The organism is Sediminibacillus albus (assembly GCF_900101125.1).
GTDB lineage: Bacteria > Bacillota > Bacilli > Bacillales > Amphibacillaceae > Sediminibacillus > Sediminibacillus albus.
In genome coordinates, this window is record NZ_FNFL01000007.1 from 68,601 (window position 1) to 86,449 (window position 17,849).

Genomic DNA, 17,849 nt, shown 5'->3' on the forward strand with positions numbered 1-17,849 from the left:
GGCAGGCAAAGTGAAGATAGTTGGATTATCCGGTTCCAAAGTCGGCAGCAAGACTAGGACGGCGATGGACTACACGGTAAAAGCACTGAAGGAAAAATACCCTGATATAGAAGTGACGTTAATCGACTTGGCTGAATATGATGTCCAGTTTAGTGATGGGCGTAATTTTCGGGAGTACGAAGGAGATACAAAATATGTAGCAGAAACGTTGATGGATGCAGATGCGATTATTATCGGCACACCTGTCTTTCAGGCGTCGATACCTGCTACATTGAAAAATGTTTTTGACTTGCTTCCGGTTAATGCATTCCGGGACAAAGTTGTCAGTATGCTGGTCACAGCAGGATCGCCCAAGCATTATTTGATGGTCGAGCAGCAGTTAAAGCCAGTCCTTGCTTATATGAAAGCGCAGATGGTGCAAACCTTTGTCTTTATCGAGGAAGAGGACTTTTACCGCAAACAGATTGTCAATGATGACGTAATATTCCGGATCGAACGGCTGGCAGAAGACACCGTCGTATTAACAGACACATTTACCAAAATCCGTGAAGCCAAAGAAGCAGAATACGATTTTTAATTATCCGCACAAACCGAACGATTACAGTATATAAAGGTTAAAAAGGCCATCTGCCAGCATTCAATTGATTCCGTAAGGGTTATTAATGTAACAATAGGTGATTTCTTAATCGTATCGGATAAGCGTTAATACACCGTGATCTCAAGTAAACCATAAGCATTTGTGTACGGCTGAAAACAGTACGCAGACTTTCAGCGGAGGAAATCCACGGAGACTCCTGCGGGAGGGAAGGCCTCGGTGAGACCCCGCAGAGCGCAAGCTCGAGGAGGCTCACCAGCCGCCCGCGGAAAGCGTAGTGTATTTCCGTAGCGGTCGTGTTATGCAAGGTGGCAAAAACAGCTCTATCAGCGCAGCACGAGTCTGTAGATTCCAGAGTAAGCCTGTGCAAGTTTAAGCGCCCAACCTTTTTTAGAAAGCAGAAATACAGTTGTCACTGTGTCCGCAGGTTATCTTGAATATAAGAAAAGAAAAATCGAACGAGTTCGAATGTTATTCGAATGTCTTTTTTCTTATCACCTGGAAAAAATCAGGAAGTTTTATACAGGAGATTTTTTTGAAAAAAATCCCTTTTTTGGTAGGATTTTGTAAAATATTGTGTTACCATACAATTGAATTCGAATTCAAATTCTATTAAGGGAGAGGTTAGATGAAAAAAGTATTAATGTTTTTAATGGTAGCAGTAACTGTTTTTGCGTACACTGTATCTCCTTCTCAATCATTAGCACAAACCCAAGTTACAAAACAAAATACAAATTGTGAAGCTTGTGCTGATGGTATCAAAGACTCTACAGGTACAAAAAAGCAACAGACTGAAGCTAAGAAACTAGTAAAGACTTCTGAAGAATACAAACTAACTAAAAAGAATTTAAAAGAAGATAATATTAAACCTGATTGGAATAACTCCAGAATTTATGTTGAAGAAGAGAATTCTAATTTAGCTACTGTTATGCTCCCAGTAAAGAAAGGAAATACCCCTACTGGCTGGCTCCAGTACGTTGTTGATTATGATCAAGAGTTAGTAAAAGAATTACTTTTCTCCATGGAAGAAGTCGACAATGATACCTTAGAATTTTCCATGGTTGAAAATGGAGAAACAATACTTAACGTCGGAGTAAATGAAGATGGTACTATTGTTAATGAAGAAGGAGAAGAAATATCTTTTGAAAACCTTGTAGCAGAATCCAAAGATACTCAGGTAAGTACTATGGGCCTATGTGAATCAGCAGCTAATGGATTCTATACAGCTATAAATGCCTTTTCATGTAATTATGCTTGCTTAGTAGCAGGTGCAATTACAAGTTTTGCTGGTGGCCTAGCCTGTGTTACAATTTGTGGATTAGCAAGAGAATTTAGCCGTGATGGTTTTGTTGAGTTCTTCTGCTAATAAATGAAAAAAAGCTACCTTTAATTAGGTAGCTTTTTTTTATGGGTTTATTTTATTTTTTTTTCGGTCCTTTTGAGCAAAGTAATAAACACTAATTTCAAATGCGAAAAAAGCAATAAATATACTTGCTATAAAAGGATATGAAGAGTCAATCGCAAAGCAAATAAGTAGAGATAAAAGGTAAAAAACAATCCCTACACTCAAATGATATTTAAGGTGTTTTTTCATTTTACTAATCCCTCCCTATATACAGCACTCACAATTACCTCTTTTTGTAAGCTTTATCCCATTATAACTTTATTACAGCTAATCATTCAAACAAATAATTCCTTTTTATTTATTTTTTTCCTTGTATTCTCGCTCTTTCAATAAAGAATAGAATTCACTATTTTTTCTTCATATCTACCTCCATCCCAATACCTCCACTGTCGCTTGAATGATTTCATCGCGCCACCTTTGTGCTTGCCGCTTACTTACATTCATTTCTAATGCAACGCTGTCCCAAGTCAATTGTTTGTTTTTTCTCCAGTATCGATTCTTAACAAGTTCTTTATAGTCATTCGGTAAAGCATTGTAGACTTCCTCAATTGCACGGACAACTTGTTCTAAATACTTTAACTGTCTGCTAGTGGTGAGTCTGGTAGCCATCCGCTCTGTTGGATTCCCTGGTTGCCTAACCGAATTAGCACCTTTAACAATTGTTTTATCATCAGGATCATCATCAAAAGGATACATTATTTCTTCTCTTAAGTTAGCAATCTCTCTCAATGTTTGATGGTAGTTATACCATTCAGATTCAGCATGTTTAAATGTAATCTTTTTCGGCTTATTGGCTGTTGTCATCTTAATAGCCCCCCTTATCTATTCCCGTCCGCAAAGTCTAGGCGGACCTTATACTTGATGGCGTTTATCTCTTCTCTGGTTGTATCTAATGCGTTTTGCCATCGTTTCCAGTTACCGAATGCTTGCGCTTCCGCTTTCCTCAGTTCAACAACAGCTAACTCTGCTTTCGCATCCTTGTACTTATCTGCTGCCAGATAAGCTTCAGCAAATGCTTGCTTTCTGGCAGCATAGATAGTTTTATATTGCTCGGCAAATTCTCCGGCTAGCTTTCCGATGAAGACCAGCTGCTTTGATTTTAAATCGATTAACTGTACCTTTGACTCTTCCGGCACCCGCTTTATAATCTTGTGATACTTGATCACTTCTTTTACATATTCGTCTATCCAGTCCTTTTGAGATTTACTGGAGCGGTCCAGTTCATTCATTCAGCCGCTCCTGGAATTGGATTATTTCTTTATCGGTCATACGGTCAAAGGCTTGTTTATTCCATCCGCTTCTCCATGTCAATTCTTCAATAAGCTGCATCCGCTCTTGATCAGTCATCCAATCCCTCCGTTTTGTTCGTGATTTAGTCGAACTGCTTCCTAAATCTCACCTTCACCTAAGCACTTTTCGCACGGCTCCCAATTACTTCCGTCAACATTAGTAAAGTAGCCTTCTCCTTTACACTCTTCGCAGGTTTTCATCATTATCCAATCCCTCCGTTTTGTTGTGTTATGACTTGCTCGAACTACGACTTAGTTTTTAATACTCTTTTCACGTTTTTTATTGCACCAATAACACAATGCAATATCCTCTCTTTTCTTTTTATATAAAGTAACTACTTGCTTTTCACAATTAGGACATTCTTGCTTGTCGTATTTCAAAAGCTCACACTCCTTACTGCACAATTTCTGCCAACTACCATTAAACACCGAAATTTATTTTCTATATAAATATATTTCTGCGACCCCTATCATAATTTAAGAGCGGATCTATCACTTCGTCTTTCCATGTGAATTCTTCTCTTTCAGTTTCTTCGTTGGACTCGTAGCCGTAATCCCTATACTCAACTTTATACATTCCTTCAGGCAACAAATCTCTCCAATTCGTATCATCTAATTCGTTAAGAAGTTTTACAAAATTATACTGCCACTTTTCAGGCATAGACTGTAGAACAGATCTTGGAATGACTAAATGAGTTGCGTAGGACAATCCAAAATATGAATGAATATCTTCCTGGTATTCGTAAACTAACTGTCCAACATAGTCATTCGCATATCCTTCTCCAAAGGCAAAAGCAAGAATGCAAAATGTTTCATCGTCTCCATACTTTTTGACCGTCTTCTCCGACACACCTACTTGTTCAAGTTTATTTAGCACATCATCATTGATTTCAACTAGCATGTAGGCATCTTCTCCGCCTTGTTGTTCGAATACTTCTAAATTATTTAACACGTCCAGTACCTTTTGCTTCCTCACTTCTTTTCCTCCTTTATTTTCTTTCCGTTAACTTGATCCATAAGCCGCTCCAATGACTTCTCTGCATTTATCTTAAAGTTTCTTCTGTGTGTTTTAGGAGACTTACCTTTACCCATCCTTCTAACCTCCTATATATTGCCATTTATAAGAACGTTTGTTCGTGTTATACTAAAAAATAAAAAGGCGGTGTTACTTCATGAGTCCAGAAATCGAAAGGGTAATCTACAGCTATATCCTTCTACCATATGTGCTTAAAGTATTTAAAATAGACAGACTTAATTTTGAGGAGTTATCCTCTCCGTCCAAATTTGTGTACTTAGAAAAATTGGATACAGTTATTAATTCCGTTCAACAGGATTACAATGCCATCCGCAAGAAAGTCTTTTCTGGGTATCACGTTAATGTTAAGTATGTTGGCAAGGAAAACGACATGGTGCAGTATAAGTGGTACACCAAGAATGACTCGGGCGTTATATGGATAGCTGTTGCGGATTTACGTGATATGACCAAGGAACTGATGAACGATTACCTTTATGGTCCTTTAGCGGTTGAAGTAACACCTAGTAATAAACCATGGTGTTAACAACTTAATTTAAGCAGTTCCATTAGGTGGTAGCATTTCTTTGCTAAAGTATCTAGTTCATCATGCTTTATATGCAATTCATGTTCAGCGGTCTGCAGCTGCTCTTCCAGGAGGCTTACTTTTTCGGCTAGTAAGTAATCTTGATCCGACTCAATCACAACTTTATTGTCCGCTTCATTTTTCATGGACTCATACTGATGGACCAATTTTAGCTGTCTTTCTTTAAACTGTTCGAGTTCCTTTTGAGCCTTTTCGTATTTTTCTTTATAGTCGATTTCCGGAGAAAGGTTTTCTTTCTCCTTTTTGCTTTCTTCATACCTTTGTTTATTGGAATTCGTGGTTTTATGCTTTTTCAAAATCTGTTTCATCTGATCCAAAGTTTTGTTAACGAAGTCCCAATTGTTTTTCATCTTCTGCAGCTTATTGTGATCAATGCCCCATTTTTCGCGAATCTTCTTATCCGAAAGGCCAGCTTCTTTCATTTCGACATAACTAGCAGGGTTCATTTTCATCCGCTTCAACCGCTCCTCTACTGGCATATAATAAGTTTTCACCTCGTTATTAAATGACTCCGTATGAGGTCCAGTTTTTAATACGTTGTCAGCCCCGTACCGATAACTGCTTGTCTTTACCAATTGTAACCACCCCCAACAACTCTGCTTTTTCACATTGATGCTGGATATAAAGATTTTCTAAATCTTGATAAGGAATATCCTGAAGTCGGACATCGGATGCCATGCCCGCTTTTAATAATTCTTCAATGATCTTTTGCCTACGTGCTTCAACCGCTTCTCTTAACACAGCCATTAATATCCACTCTCCTGACGCCGGAAATTTTCGGCGTTTTTCTTTTCGTAGGCTTCGATTACTTCTGCTTCACTAAAGCCTAGCAGCCCACCCAGTTCTAGATAAGCCGTGAACCCGAAAAACCAATTGGTTCTGTATTCACCGATCATATTATCGTGGTAATTCCACCAGGCATTATTTAGGCGCCTATTAATTACCGCGAACTTATTCATAAGATCACCGGTACCTCTTAATGCAAAATCACCATCCCAATTAGTCCCGATTTTGTTCCCGAGGGAAAGATTGAAATGCAATCCGTCCACATACTCTTCTAATGTTGGGTTTCTCCATCCGATGATTCCGCCCGTTACATTATTTATGGGCTCTTTCATGTTCGGCTTTCTTTCTTCGCTCCAATGTTTGAAGAATCGTGCTTCATTTGCTAGCTCTGCTACTTCTACTTGAAGAGCAAAGATAATATTTAGTGTTAAATCCTGTCCGCCCAGTTCTTTCTTTTCGATGATGTAATCATCAAGTTTCTGCTGTAGATCCGCTAATCTTTTAAAATTCATTGTTCATCATCCTCCAATCGAATACATACCGTGCAGTTTTCTGGACTTTTTCTTTTGGCCAATATTTTTTTAGCTGTAGGAGAAGTTAACCAGTAAATATACTTTTGTTTCACATTCAATTCTTTAGCACATTCCTTAGCAGTTCCCACGGCTCTTATTACATCACCTTTGTAAACTGCATATTGTTTCATCCCTCACCCTCCTAACTCATTACAGCTTTATATTCGTATTTCTTCACGCACATTTCCGGCAGGTTCGCCCTGACTAGAGCTTCTGCAAATGGTGGCGGTACAGAATTACCACATCTGGCCACCTGCTGACTTTTCGGATATTTGTTGTCTTTATAATCACGATCAATGATGTATTCATAAGGAAAACCTTGTGCTTTAAACAGCTCATGTGGCTGGAGCATTCTCATGCCGATATCAACTATCTTGTAATCCTTTCCTGCTACCGTGACTAGGCCAAATCGATCTCTTGTGGTGATTGTGTGGAGAGGTCCATTAAGTGTCTGGCCAATATCAGAGCCGTAATACTTTGTTAGAAATGCACTCACTAGGCCGAACCGATTGGCTGTAGGAATTGTCGGTACCGGTTCATCCAAAGAGCTTCCTCTCGTTTCATCTCCCAGATGTGTGTAGTAATGCTGTAGGAAATACGCTTGATTCTTTACGATATAAGGCTTATCTGCTTCTACAACGAACTTCTTAATGCCTCGCTTAATCCTTGTCATAGTATTTTCGCTCAACGGACGATCTCGTCTGTAAATACTCGGCGCCGGCAACGACCAATCAATGATTTCTCCGGCCGTCCGGTATGGCTTTTTCAGTCCCATTTTTACGTTAATTTCAGTAGGCTCTCCATGTGTTGGCTCTGGCCACGCAATCGGTTCTCCGTCACACCTGGCTACCAGGAACAATCTCTTTCTGGTTGTGGGCGCTCCATAGTCACAGGCTTTCAACTCTCTTGTATCAACCTCATAACCTAGCGCCTCCAACGACTTTTTGAAAGAACGAAACGTCATTCCCTTTCGCTCCGGATCCGGCGCCCATTCACCTTTGGAATCCTTCTTCAACGGGCCCCATGTTTTAAATTCTTCAACGTTTTCCAACATGATCACTCGTGGCCTTACTGCAATCGCCCAATCAATAGCTATCCAGGCAAGCCCTCTTATTTTTTGGCTGACAGGTTTTCCACCCTTAGCTTTTGAGAAATGCTTGCAATCAGGAGATAACCAACACAATCCAACTTTACGACCTTTAACAACTTCTCTTGGATTGATATCCCAAACTGACTCACAGTAATGTTCAGTCTCTGGATGGTTAGCTTTGTGCATTGCAATTGCCGCTGGATCATGATTGATAGCCACGTCCACATTCAGGCCGGTTGCCAATTCTATACCGGTGCTTGCTCCACCGCCTCCAGCAAAATTATCCACTATAATTTCTCGAAATAAATCTAACTGGAACTTGATGTCGCTTCCTCCCCTCTCCACTCTTTGATATCTTCTACCGTTGCACGTTTTACCAAGAATGGCTCTCCGTGGATAAAGATAATATCAGTCATACCATCATCAATCTTTTTTAATTGTTCCAGGACATTAGCAGCTGGGTTGGATCCGCTGACCACCCGTATTGCTCTTGGGGAGTTTCCAAGCTTTTCAATAAGTCCGAATTCCTCCATATCATTTAAATGCCTATGCACTGTAGCAGTAGAATTAAGTCCAACTTCCTCCGCTATCTCTCGAACGGTAGGGGCGTATCCCTTCTCTCTAGTCATATCTTGAATGCATTGCAATATTTCGCTTTTTCTATGTCCGTGTTTCATGCTTGCCCTCCTCTAAAAGGGGAGATCATCGTCTGATATATCGACTGGCTCTCCGTTTTCTTCCGGCGATTCAGATGCTTGTTCGGATCCGCTGCGGTTATTGTTGTTTTTACTTTCCAGAAACTGAATTGTTTCCGCAAGCACTTCTGTAATGAAGACCCTTTTTCCGTCCTGTCCTTCAAAATTTCTTGTTTGCAAGCGCCCGTCTACTCCAATCAGGGAACCTTTATTTATCATCGTTCGATTTTCGCTTTGGGCAGTACTGCAAGTTGTGTGATGTAACAAAAATGACAGCTAATTAAGTGGCTAATTTGTTCTATGGAACATTGAAAGCGTTTTTTTCGTTTGATAGAATGACTTAAACAAAAGCACACTCGTTAAACGGAAAAGAGGGGGCTGGTCTATAGCACCTTAATGGGTTATGAGGTGGAAGGGATAGGGGGAAAAGGGATGAAAATATTAATTGCTCCTGATTCGTTTAAAGGATCGATAACGAGTACTCAAGCAGCACAGGCTGTCAGCAGAGCTGTTAAAGAGCTTGATCGACAAGCCGAAGTTATTGAGCTGCCAATGGCCGATGGCGGCGAGGGAACAGTTGATGCTGTGTTGGTAAGCAGAGGCGGCGAAAAGATCACTTGTATGGTGGAAGATCCGTTAGGAAGAAGAATAGAGGCAGACTATGGCTGGATAAAGGATGAAAGCACTGCTGTAATTGAAACGGCAGCTGCTTCAGGGCTGCCTTTGCTAACCAAGGAAGAGCTGAATCCAATGCTAGCTTCCAGCTATGGTACAGGCCAGTTAATAAGTGATGCATTAAAAAAAGGCGCCACGACGATAATTTTAGGGCTTGGTGGAAGTGCTACGGTTGATGGTGGTGTAGGTCTTTTCCAGGCGCTGGGGTTGAAAGTATTTGATCAGCAGGGGAAAGAATTGCAGCGAGTGGGCGGCAATCTCCAGCGTATTTCCAGTATAGATACTTCTGCTCTAAACCAAAAGCTTACACAAGCAAAAGTAATTGTTGCTTCCGACGTCACCAATCCATTGCTTGGCAGTAACGGAGCTGTTTCTGTGTTCGGTCCGCAAAAGGGCGTAACTGCGGGTCAGTATCGAGCTTTTGAAGACGGGATGAGCCGGTTTGCTGCTATTGTCAATCAATCGGTTAACCGCAATAAGATTGAGGAAGCAGGCAGTGGAGCTGCTGGGGGTATCGGTTTTTTGCTTCATTCGTTATTAAATGCGGAGTTTCGCAGCGGAGTGGAGCTGATGCTGGAAATAAGTAAATGGAGAGAGCATGTAGGGGAGGCAGATATTGTCCTTACAGGCGAAGGGAAAATTGATGGGCAGTCGTTGTTTGGCAAGGTGCCTGTCGGAATAGCGAGAGCTGCCAAAAAGGAAAACGTCCCGGTTGTTGCTTTCGCCGGAACGATTGGGGAAGGACTCGACAGACTGTCGGCGGAAGGGATTATAACCGTTATCCCTATCGTTGATAAGCCGATGAAACTGACAGAAGCAATGGCGACGGGGGAAGAGTTACTGTATGAAGCGGCCAAGCGTGTGATGCACTTAATTTTATTAGGTCAGCTGACAAATAAGAAAAACTAGAATAACTATTTCACAAACCAGGCTCTCCCGACTATCGGAAGAGCCTGTTGCTATTATTGTTCAAAGATCCGGAACCCATAAGGCGGCAGCTTAATGTCTGCCAGTTCAACGACTGGCTGCTTATCGACTTTGCTATTGTTTGTAAAAACCCATTCCTTCCATGGTTTTGCTGTGATAGGAGCAAGAATTTCTTTTTGTAAGTGACGGTCCTGTGCGCTGTTATTTACGGCAAATATCAGTCTGCCGCTTGCTTCGAATTTTTCATATACCACACAATTTTGCTGGTTATCTGTATGGATGAAACGAAATTTCCCGTTATTTCCAAACAGGGGCTCGTCTTTACGTAATTGGATCAGCAATTGCACGAAGGCAAACAGCTCATGGTCTTGCTGTTCCTCGTCCCATACCATGCAAGCGCGGCAGCCCGGATCTTGTCCGCCGGCCATCCCGATTTCGTCTCCGTAATAAAGACATGGCGTTCCGACAAACGAAAGCTGAAACAAGTAGAGCAGCTTTACTCGTTCACGGCTGCCGTCTGCCAGTGTTAATATCCGGGGTGTATCATGGCTGTCGAGCAGGTTAAAGGCTGCTTCGTTCACGTTGGCCGGGTACATATGCAGAACTTTAGTGACTGAATGAGCAAAATCTTCCGCTGCCATTAGCTGTTTCGCAAAAAAATCTATCGCTCCATTTGTAAACGGATAATTCATGACAGCATCAAATTGATCACCTTGCAGCCATGGCATCGAATCATGCCATATTTCTCCTAAAATATACGCATCAGGCTTTACAGCTTTTACAACACGCCGAAACTCACGCCAAAAACTGTGGTCTACCTCGTTGGCGACATCCAGCCTCCAGCCGTCGATATCGAATTCTTCTACCCAGTATTTTGCTGCGTTCAGTAAATATTCTTTCACTTCCTTATTTGTTGTATCAAGCTTTGGCATGGAAGCGACGAATCCAAACGTATCATAATTAGGCTCTCCTTCGGCAGTAACAGGGAATTCCCATAAATGGAACCAGTCTTTATATTGGGACTTTTCCTGGTTTTCCAGCACATCCTGAAAAGGCGGGAAAAAGAAGCCGCTATGATTAAAAACAGCGTCAAGCATAACACGAATTCCCCTGTCGTGGCATGCTGTCACCAAACGGCGGAAGGTTTTTTTGTTGCCGAATTGGGGATCGAGCTCCATATAATCAATAGTATCGTATTTATGGTTGGAATGAGCTTTGAAAATAGGTGTGAAATAAATGCCGTTAATTCCTAGTTTTACTAAATAATCGAGATGATCAATAATCCCTTGGAAATCACCGCCGAAAAAATTGGCAGGCGTTGGTTTGGCACTTCCCCAAGGCAAAGCCTCATCGGGATCAAGGGAGGCGTCTCCGTTAGCAAAGCGCTCCGGGAAAATTTGGTACCAGACAGTGTCCTTCACCCACTCTGGCGCCTGAAACACATCGACACCATGGAGGTAAGGAAAGCAAAAGTAGTTAGCTATTTCACTTGGCGGGGAGGAAAAGAATCCCCCTTCTGTATACACCCATGTTTCTGCTCCGTCAGTGCATTGAAAGCCATAGCGCAGCCGCCGAAATGGCGGCTTTACTTCCGCAAGCCAATAATCATGTAAATTGGTGGATCCTGTTTTAGTCATTTCCATTGTCTTTGTCTGCCATTGCTCATGCTTCCAATTGTACGGGTCGCCGTGAATAAGCGTTACACTGCCGATGTCATCCTTTTTCGTCTGGAGGAGGATGTGCAGCGTTTCCTTGTCATAGGCATAAGCAAAATTATCCTTGGGGCGATGATAAATAGCTTCTTTTTGCAAAGGTAAGAACTCCCTTCCGGCTGAGCATCCACTTGATAAAATACTAGATGTCTATCTAACAAAAACAACCCCGTTTTCCACTAAGGAAAACGGGGTTGTGGTCATTTACCAAGCATTGCCCTCAAATTTTTAATTATATATAACTTACTGAAAGCGTTCTATTTTGTCAATAGGAACCATTTAACGGTATCAACCCGTTTTTGAATTTTTAGTAAGGAATACCTGTCAGGCGCATTAGTTTTTAACTAACATTCCAACAAATTTTAAATAAGTTTTTTGAAAACGCTTGCACAAATGCGGAATGAATTGTAGAATGTAACTAATTTAGTGCAAACGTTTGCGCAAATAAAAGTAAAAGGGGAGAAGATATGATGAAAAGACGAGTTTCACTGTTATCTTTCGTAGGGTTATTCGCATTGCTATTGTTGTTGGCGGCTTGTGCACCTGATAGGGAAGAAGAAGCAGGCAGTAGTAATGCCGAAGAAGGGACTGCCGAAAAACCGGAAAAATTGACGATTTGGGCCAATGATGAGGAAGAGCAATTGCAGGCAATTGAAGACATTGCTGCTGATTATGAAGAACAGGAAGGAATTACTGTCGAGGTAGTGCCAAAATCGATGCTGGAGCAGGAGCAGGAGTTATCTCTTGCAGGACCGGAGGGAAAAGGACCGGACTTGTTTTTCCAGCCGCATGACCGGATTGGAAATATTGTCGCCCAAGGGCTTGCCGAACCGCTTAACCTCACAGATGAACAGGTTAGTGGATACAGCGAGGCGGCAATGGAAGCAGTCACCTACAATTATGAAGGACAGACAGATCAGTATGGCGTTCCGATGGTATTCGAAACATACGGGATTTTTTATAATACGGACATCATTGCAGAAGCTCCGCAAACGATCGATGACTTGCAGGCAGCTTTGGAAGAACATACAGATACGGCAAAGGAAACGTACGGTTTCTTGATGAAGCCGAATGATCTTTATTTTACTTATCCTTTCTTTAAAAATTATGGCGGCTATATTTTCGGCGGTGATACAGGCGAATATGATACAGCTGACATTGGTTTAAACAACGAGGGCGCCAAGCAGGGCGGTGAGCTGTTTCAATCGTTCTTTGGACAAGGAAAAATCCCGGCGTCTACTACTTCAGACGTCATTGACGGATTATTTACTGAAGGAAAGGTAGGGGCGGTTATTAATGGCCCATGGAGCATTCCTGGATACAGAGAAGCGTTAGGCGACAGCTTGGCTTTTGCACCGTTTCCGTCCATCAATGGCGGACCCGGGGAAACACTAGTAGGCGTAAAATCATGGATGGTTTCCTATTATTCTAAAAACAAAGACTGGGCCACTGATTTAGCTTTATTTTTAACAAATGAAAAAAACCTTCAGCATTACTATGAAGTTGCCGGCGAACTTCCGCCGAATACGAAAGCATTAGAAGCTCTGGAGGATCCGATTCATGCTGCATTTGCTGAGCAAATCGAACACGGTGTCCCTATGCCAAGCACCCCGCAAATGGCTCAAGTATGGGAACCGATGAACAATGCCTTGCAATTTCTTGCTGAGGGAGAGGACGTACAGCCAGTGTTGGATGAAGCAGTTGAACAAATAAAAGCTAATATTGAAGCTTCCGGTCAATAGAGTGATAGCCGTGATAATGGGAAGAGTCATTCTTCCCGTTATCTTTATTTTCCTAGATAAACTGACCAGCTAATTGAACGATACTTATAACTGTTTCCTAAAGGAGGGGATTTCCATGGCATTGCCAGCTCATCAAGACCCGGAGAATCATCAGTCAGGCATACAACGCAAGAGAAAACACAGTCCGGCAGTTGCGCTCGTTTTATCGATTGTATTTGCCGGGTTGGGTCAGCTTTATAACCGCCGGTATTTAAAAGGGGCAGTCTTTATATTAGTCGAACTGGCCTTTCTATTAACGATGCTGGAATCAATCAATTTTGGGCTGTGGGGCCTCAGGACACTAGGTACAATTCCTGGCACGGACCACTCGATTCGATTATTGGTTTTTGGAGTTCTGTCCTTAATTGGTGTTTTCTTTGCTGTAAGCTTGTACATTTTTAATGTTTTAGATGCCAGAAACCAGGCACGCAAAATACAGAACGGCTGGAAACCGGCAAAAATCAGAGAAACGATCAGTGCCTTTTATGAGTATGCTTTTCCGTATTTAATGACATTTCCGGGTCTGCTGCTGATGGTTTTCGTTGTTATTTTTCCCTTATTATTTTCTGTTTTACTAGCGTTTACAAACTATAATCTATACAATTCTCCGCCCCGTAATTTAGTAGATTGGGTCGGCTTCAGCAATTTCGTCGACCTGGTGACTGTCCCGATATGGCAAAATACGTTCCTTAGTGTATTCTCCTGGACGATTGTCTGGACAGTTGTCGCTACGACGCTGCAAATCGGCATTGGACTGTTTCTTGCCCTGATTGTCAATGATCCGCGGATTAAATTTAAAAAAATAATTCGGACGGTACTAATTCTCCCATGGGCGGTACCGGCTTTCGTGACGATTCTCATCTTTTCAGCCATGTTTAATGATGATTTCGGGGCGATCAACAGGGATATCATCATTCCTTTATTCGGCGGTGGAGGATTGCCATGGCTGGGTGATCCGTTTTATGCCCGAATTGCAATTATCATGGTGCAGACGTGGCTCGGCTTTCCATTCATATTTGCCCTGTTTACCGGTGTACTGCAAAGCATTTCAAAGGACTGGTATGAAGCTGCGGATGTAGATGGAGGCTCGCGCATGCAGAAGTTCCGCCATATTACCCTACCTCATGTTATGTTTGCGACCGCGCCGCTGCTGATTATGCAATATGCGCAAAACTTTAACAATTTTAATGTCATCTACCTTTTTAATGAAGGAGGCCCGCCGGTCAGAGGTCAAAACGCAGGTGGGACAGATATCCTGATTTCCTGGGTTTATAAGCTAACCTTTGATACAAACAATTACAGCATGGCGGCAGTCATTTCCATCATCATGGGAGTGATTGTTTCCGGGTTTGCCTTTTATCAATTCCGAAAAACGCGATCATTCAAAGAAGAGGGTGAGATTTGATGAACCAGAAGAGAAAATCGAGAATAGAAGTAGCTGCAATGTATGGCGTATTAGCGGTAGTCGCTGTCATTATTTTCTATCCGCTCATTTGGACGGTCGGCATCTCTTTTAACCAGGGCCACAGCCTTTACTCATCCTCAATCATACCGGAAAATTTTTCACTGGACCATTATCAATGGTTGTTTAGCGAGGAAAGTGATTATTTGTTGTGGTACAAAAACTCTTTGTTTGTTTCGGGAGTTACAGCGATTGGGAGTGTTATTTTAACATCATTGGTAGCCTATGCTTTTTCCCGCTATCAGTTTGTCGGCAGAAAAAATGGCTTGTACATTTTTCTGCTTTTGCAAATGTTTCCTGTCATGATGGCGATGGTAGCATTATATATTTTCTTAAATATGATCGGGCTGCTTGATACGCTTACCGGGTTAATCCTGATTTACTTGGGAGGGCAAATTCCTTTTAATGCCTGGCTGGTCAAAGGCTATTTTGACACGATTCCCAGGGAGCTGGATCAGGCAGCGCGCATCGATGGGGCCGGACATCTCCGGGTATTTTGGAGTATCATGCTGCCGTTGGCCAAGCCGATTTTAGCAGTAGTAGCCTTGTTTAATTTTATGATGCCGCTGTTTGACTTTCTGCTTCCGACAATTATCTTGTCGAGCGCAGAAAATTATACCCTGGCCGTTGGTCTCTATAATTTTATCAATGACCAGTTTGCTAACAATTTTACCAGGTTTGCGGCAGGGTCCATCCTTGTGGCTGTTCCGATTGCTGCTGTTTATCTCTATTTGCAGCGTTATTTAATTTCAGGTTTGACCGCAGGCGGAACAAAAGGATAATGCCACCTTCCATTGGTACTATTAATCTTTAGTAAAATTCATACAATGAAGGGTATACACTAACTAATACCTAACGCACAGGAGGTACTTTTTATGCATGAAGATACTAGTTTTGCGATTCACCCAGGAATGGGACAACAGAGCGGGGCAGTGGTGTACCGCGATATCGGCAGGGAAATGGAACACCAGAAAGTCAATGACATTTACCTGTTCACCTGTGAAAATGGCCGCGTTGCTATTCAATTTTACACGGATTCAATCGTCCGCATCGTCATGAACCCTGACGGGGAGCCTGAGCTGGACCGCTCCCAAACTGTAGTAGCAGAGCCGGACAACATCATAGTTAAAGAAGATTTTTCCGCTGATACTTATTCTTTGAAAACAAGCAAAATAGAGCTGAAGATCGACAGAGAGCCCTTCCGAGTGAGTGTCAACGACCTGGAGGGAAACGAATTGGTATCTGAAGGGGAAAGAGGTATGGCTTACAGGGAAAACGGCGAAGTTATCGTGTATAAACAGATGTACAAGAAGGATCACTTTTACGGTTTCGGCGAAAAAGCCGGTTTTCTCGATAAGCGTGGAGAGGTCAATGAAATGTGGAATACGGATGTGTATGCACCGCATAACCCAGAAACGGATCCGCTCTATCAATCTATCCCTTATTTTATGACTTTACGGCAGGGGAAGGCCCATGGGGTTTATTTTGATAACACTTTCCGGACCTCTTTCGATATGCGTTCTAACGCGGACCGTTACTCTTTTCATGCGGAGGGTGGACAGCTCGACTATTACGTAATGGCTGGCCCAAAACCAAAGCAGGTACTCGAGCAATACACCCATTTGACTGGAAGAATGCCGCTGCCTCCTAAGTGGGCAATAGGCTATCATCAGTCGCGCTACAGCTATCAAACAGAGGAAGAAGTCCGGGAGATTGCCCAAAACTTTATTGACCGTGATATTCCCATCGATGTGCTTCACCTCGATATTCACTACATGAATGGCTACCGTGTGTTCACTTTTGATAACGAACGCTTTCCGGATCCGGAGCAGCTGATCAAGGATTTGCGCGGAATGGGGATCAGGGCTGTTCCGATTGTCGATCCTGGCGTGAAAAAAGACCCAGAATATCCAGTTTACCAGGAGGGAGTCCGGCAAAACTTATTTTGTAAGTATCTTGAAGGGAATATTTACTTTGGCGATGTATGGCCGGGCACAAGTGCTTTCCCGGATTTTACGGATGAAAAAGTACGTAACTGGTGGGGAAGGAAGCATGCCTTTTATACGGATATGGGTATTGAAGGTATTTGGAATGACATGAATGAACCGGCCGTTTTCAACGAAACGAAAACAATGGACGTAGAAGTCATGCACAGCAACGATGGAAATCCAGCCACCCACCGTGAACTTCATAATGTTTACGGCATGTTGATGGGCAAGGCGACATATGAAGGACTCAAAGAACAGCTTGATGGAAAGCGTCCTTTTCTGCTGACACGAGCGGGTTTTGCCGGGGTGCAGCGATATGCTGCCGTCTGGACAGGGGATAATCGGAGCTTTTGGGAGCATTTGCAAATGTCGCTTCCGATGGTAATGAATCTGGGTTTATCAGGGGTTCCGTTCACCGGACCTGACGTCGGCGGTTTTGCCCACCATACCAATGCTGAACTGCTGGTACGCTGGACACAAGTCGGCGCCTTTACGCCATTTTTCCGCAACCATTCGGTAATAGGGTCGCTGTATCAAGAACCATGGCAGTTCGGTGAATTGTATGAAGCGATAATGAAAAAGTATATTCAAATGCGCTATCGCTGGCTGCCTCACATTTATTCGTTGTTCGCCCAAGCAAGCAAAGAGGGGTTGCCGGTGATGCGACCATTGTTCATGGAATTTCCTGAAGACGAAAAAACGTACAATCTTAATGATCAATTCATGATAGGGGATAATGTAATCATTGCTCCGATTCTCGCTCCTTCTGTGGAGGATCGGGCTGTTTACCTGCCAGACGGTGAATGGGTAGATTATCGAACCGGGGACGTCTATCAAGGCAGGAACACCTACCTGATCCACGCGGAACTGGAGGATATGCCGATTTTTATTAAAAGAGGAACGGCCGTTATGCAGGCGGATTGGGTATCTAACCAGGACAAAACATGGAAAAGCATCACCATGGATATTTATGCCGGTGAACAAGGGGAGAGTTACCGTTTCAGCTATTATGATGATGATGGCGAAACGTTTGCCTATCAACAAGGCCGTTTCCTGGCAATGGAGATAGAAGTCGCTTCGAAAGCAGATGCAGTCTATTTGGATATTGGAAGCCAAAGTGGCGATTATACTCCTGCTTATCGGCAAATAGATGTCAATCTGATTGGTCTAAAACAAGGGCAAGATGTTATAATCAAGGGAGTGAAAAGCAACGGTGATCATAAACTATCATTCTCAGAATGGTAAATAGGGAA

Annotated in this window: 20 protein-coding genes and 1 pseudogene; 8 read left to right on the forward strand and 13 right to left on the reverse strand. The window is 42.5% G+C overall.

The genetic code is table 11. The features are described from left to right. The first annotated feature begins 10 nt into the window (after positions 1-10). Entirely contained in the window at positions 11-577 is a 567-nt protein-coding gene (locus BLR93_RS15425; RefSeq protein WP_093216474.1) for an NADPH-dependent FMN reductase, read from the forward strand. A gap of 646 nt (positions 578-1,223) precedes the next feature. After that, a complete protein-coding gene (locus BLR93_RS15430; RefSeq protein WP_093216478.1) occupies positions 1,224-1,961 on the forward strand; it encodes a putative immunity/bacteriocin fusion bifunctional protein in 738 nt (245 codons plus the stop codon). A gap of 39 nt (positions 1,962-2,000) precedes the next feature. On the opposite strand, the gene BLR93_RS15435 is transcribed toward BLR93_RS15430, so the two are convergent. From BLR93_RS15435 to BLR93_RS15450, 5 genes are all read right to left on the reverse strand, one after another. After that, positions 2,001-2,189: a hypothetical protein gene (locus BLR93_RS15435; RefSeq protein ID WP_093216482.1), complete on the reverse strand. Its 189-nt coding sequence runs from the start codon at positions 2,187-2,189 to the stop codon at positions 2,001-2,003. Between the two features lie 174 nt (positions 2,190-2,363). Continuing rightward, complete coding sequence (locus BLR93_RS15440) at positions 2,364-2,804, reverse strand: transcriptional regulator (RefSeq protein WP_093216484.1); 441 nt, start codon at positions 2,802-2,804, stop codon at positions 2,364-2,366. A gap of 14 nt (positions 2,805-2,818) precedes the next feature. Further along, entirely contained in the window at positions 2,819-3,229 is a 411-nt protein-coding gene (locus BLR93_RS15445) for a hypothetical protein (protein WP_093216487.1), read from the reverse strand. Then, positions 3,222-3,347 carry a hypothetical protein gene (locus BLR93_RS18415; protein ID WP_281241720.1) on the reverse strand — a complete coding sequence of 42 codons (126 nt, stop codon included), beginning with the start codon at positions 3,345-3,347 and terminating at the stop codon, positions 3,222-3,224. Before BLR93_RS18415 ends, BLR93_RS15445 begins: the two co-directional genes overlap by 8 nt. A gap of 384 nt (positions 3,348-3,731) precedes the next feature. Beyond that, the gene (locus BLR93_RS15450; RefSeq protein WP_093216489.1) at positions 3,732-4,265 is read right to left on the reverse strand and encodes a hypothetical protein; all 534 of its coding nucleotides are present in this window, start codon (positions 4,263-4,265) and stop codon (positions 3,732-3,734) included. A gap of 196 nt (positions 4,266-4,461) precedes the next feature. On the opposite strand from BLR93_RS15450, the gene BLR93_RS15455 reads away from it, so the two are divergent. Beyond that, a complete protein-coding gene (locus BLR93_RS15455) occupies positions 4,462-4,848 on the forward strand; it encodes a YhjD family protein (RefSeq protein ID WP_093216492.1) in 387 nt (128 codons plus the stop codon). On the opposite strand, the gene BLR93_RS15460 is transcribed toward BLR93_RS15455, so the two are convergent. The 7 genes and pseudogenes from BLR93_RS15460 to BLR93_RS15490 all read right to left on the reverse strand — a co-directional run. Further along, positions 4,845-5,483, reverse strand: coding sequence for a hypothetical protein (locus tag BLR93_RS15460; RefSeq protein ID WP_139184433.1), 639 nt, complete (start codon positions 5,481-5,483; stop codon positions 4,845-4,847). The genes BLR93_RS15455 and BLR93_RS15460 overlap by 4 nt on opposite strands. Next, positions 5,449-5,655, reverse strand: a complete 207-nt coding sequence (locus BLR93_RS15465; RefSeq protein ID WP_093216497.1) for a hypothetical protein — start codon at positions 5,653-5,655, stop codon at positions 5,449-5,451. The genes BLR93_RS15460 and BLR93_RS15465 overlap by 35 nt, the downstream gene beginning before the upstream one ends. Continuing rightward, the gene (locus tag BLR93_RS15470; protein WP_093216500.1) at positions 5,655-6,206 is read right to left on the reverse strand and encodes a dUTP diphosphatase; all 552 of its coding nucleotides are present in this window, start codon (positions 6,204-6,206) and stop codon (positions 5,655-5,657) included. The genes BLR93_RS15465 and BLR93_RS15470 overlap by 1 nt, the downstream gene beginning before the upstream one ends. Continuing rightward, complete coding sequence (locus tag BLR93_RS15475) at positions 6,203-6,397, reverse strand: hypothetical protein (protein WP_093216502.1); 195 nt, start codon at positions 6,395-6,397, stop codon at positions 6,203-6,205. Before BLR93_RS15475 ends, BLR93_RS15470 begins: the two co-directional genes overlap by 4 nt. An 11-nt stretch (positions 6,398-6,408) precedes the next feature. Continuing rightward, the gene (locus BLR93_RS15480) at positions 6,409-7,644 is read right to left on the reverse strand and encodes a DNA cytosine methyltransferase (protein WP_245690173.1); all 1,236 of its coding nucleotides are present in this window, start codon (positions 7,642-7,644) and stop codon (positions 6,409-6,411) included. 20 nt (positions 7,645-7,664) lie between these two features. Further along, positions 7,665-8,033, reverse strand: a complete 369-nt coding sequence (locus tag BLR93_RS15485) for a LexA family protein (RefSeq protein WP_093216505.1) — start codon at positions 8,031-8,033, stop codon at positions 7,665-7,667. A gap of 12 nt (positions 8,034-8,045) precedes the next feature. Continuing rightward, a pseudogene (locus BLR93_RS15490) lies at positions 8,046-8,264 on the reverse strand (single-stranded DNA-binding protein); the annotation flags it as partial. Between the two features lie 219 nt (positions 8,265-8,483). On the opposite strand from BLR93_RS15490, the gene BLR93_RS15495 reads away from it, so the two are divergent. After that, on the forward strand, positions 8,484-9,635 hold the full coding sequence (locus BLR93_RS15495) for a glycerate kinase (protein ID WP_093216712.1): 1,152 nt from the start codon (positions 8,484-8,486) through the stop codon (positions 9,633-9,635). A 53-nt stretch (positions 9,636-9,688) separates the two neighbouring features. On the opposite strand, the gene BLR93_RS15500 is transcribed toward BLR93_RS15495, so the two are convergent. Further along, on the reverse strand, positions 9,689-11,464 hold the full coding sequence (locus BLR93_RS15500; protein ID WP_093216510.1) for an alpha-glycosidase: 1,776 nt from the start codon (positions 11,462-11,464) through the stop codon (positions 9,689-9,691). Between the two features lie 371 nt (positions 11,465-11,835). Here BLR93_RS15500 and BLR93_RS15505 point away from each other — a divergent pair, with 371 nt between their 5' ends. The 4 genes from BLR93_RS15505 (at position 11,836) to BLR93_RS15520 (ending at position 17,841) form a co-directional block, all read left to right on the forward strand. Continuing rightward, positions 11,836-13,107, forward strand: coding sequence for a sugar ABC transporter substrate-binding protein (locus BLR93_RS15505; protein ID WP_093216715.1), 1,272 nt, complete (start codon positions 11,836-11,838; stop codon positions 13,105-13,107). A 115-nt stretch (positions 13,108-13,222) separates the two neighbouring features. Continuing rightward, positions 13,223-14,551, forward strand: coding sequence for a carbohydrate ABC transporter permease (locus BLR93_RS15510; RefSeq protein WP_093216513.1), 1,329 nt, complete (start codon positions 13,223-13,225; stop codon positions 14,549-14,551). Then, positions 14,551-15,390: a sugar ABC transporter permease gene (locus tag BLR93_RS15515; protein ID WP_093216518.1), complete on the forward strand. Its 840-nt coding sequence runs from the start codon at positions 14,551-14,553 to the stop codon at positions 15,388-15,390. Before BLR93_RS15510 ends, BLR93_RS15515 begins: the two co-directional genes overlap by 1 nt. A gap of 93 nt (positions 15,391-15,483) precedes the next feature. Beyond that, positions 15,484-17,841: a glycoside hydrolase family 31 protein gene (locus BLR93_RS15520; RefSeq protein ID WP_093216520.1), complete on the forward strand. Its 2,358-nt coding sequence runs from the start codon at positions 15,484-15,486 to the stop codon at positions 17,839-17,841. The last annotated feature ends 8 nt before the right edge of the window (positions 17,842-17,849 follow it).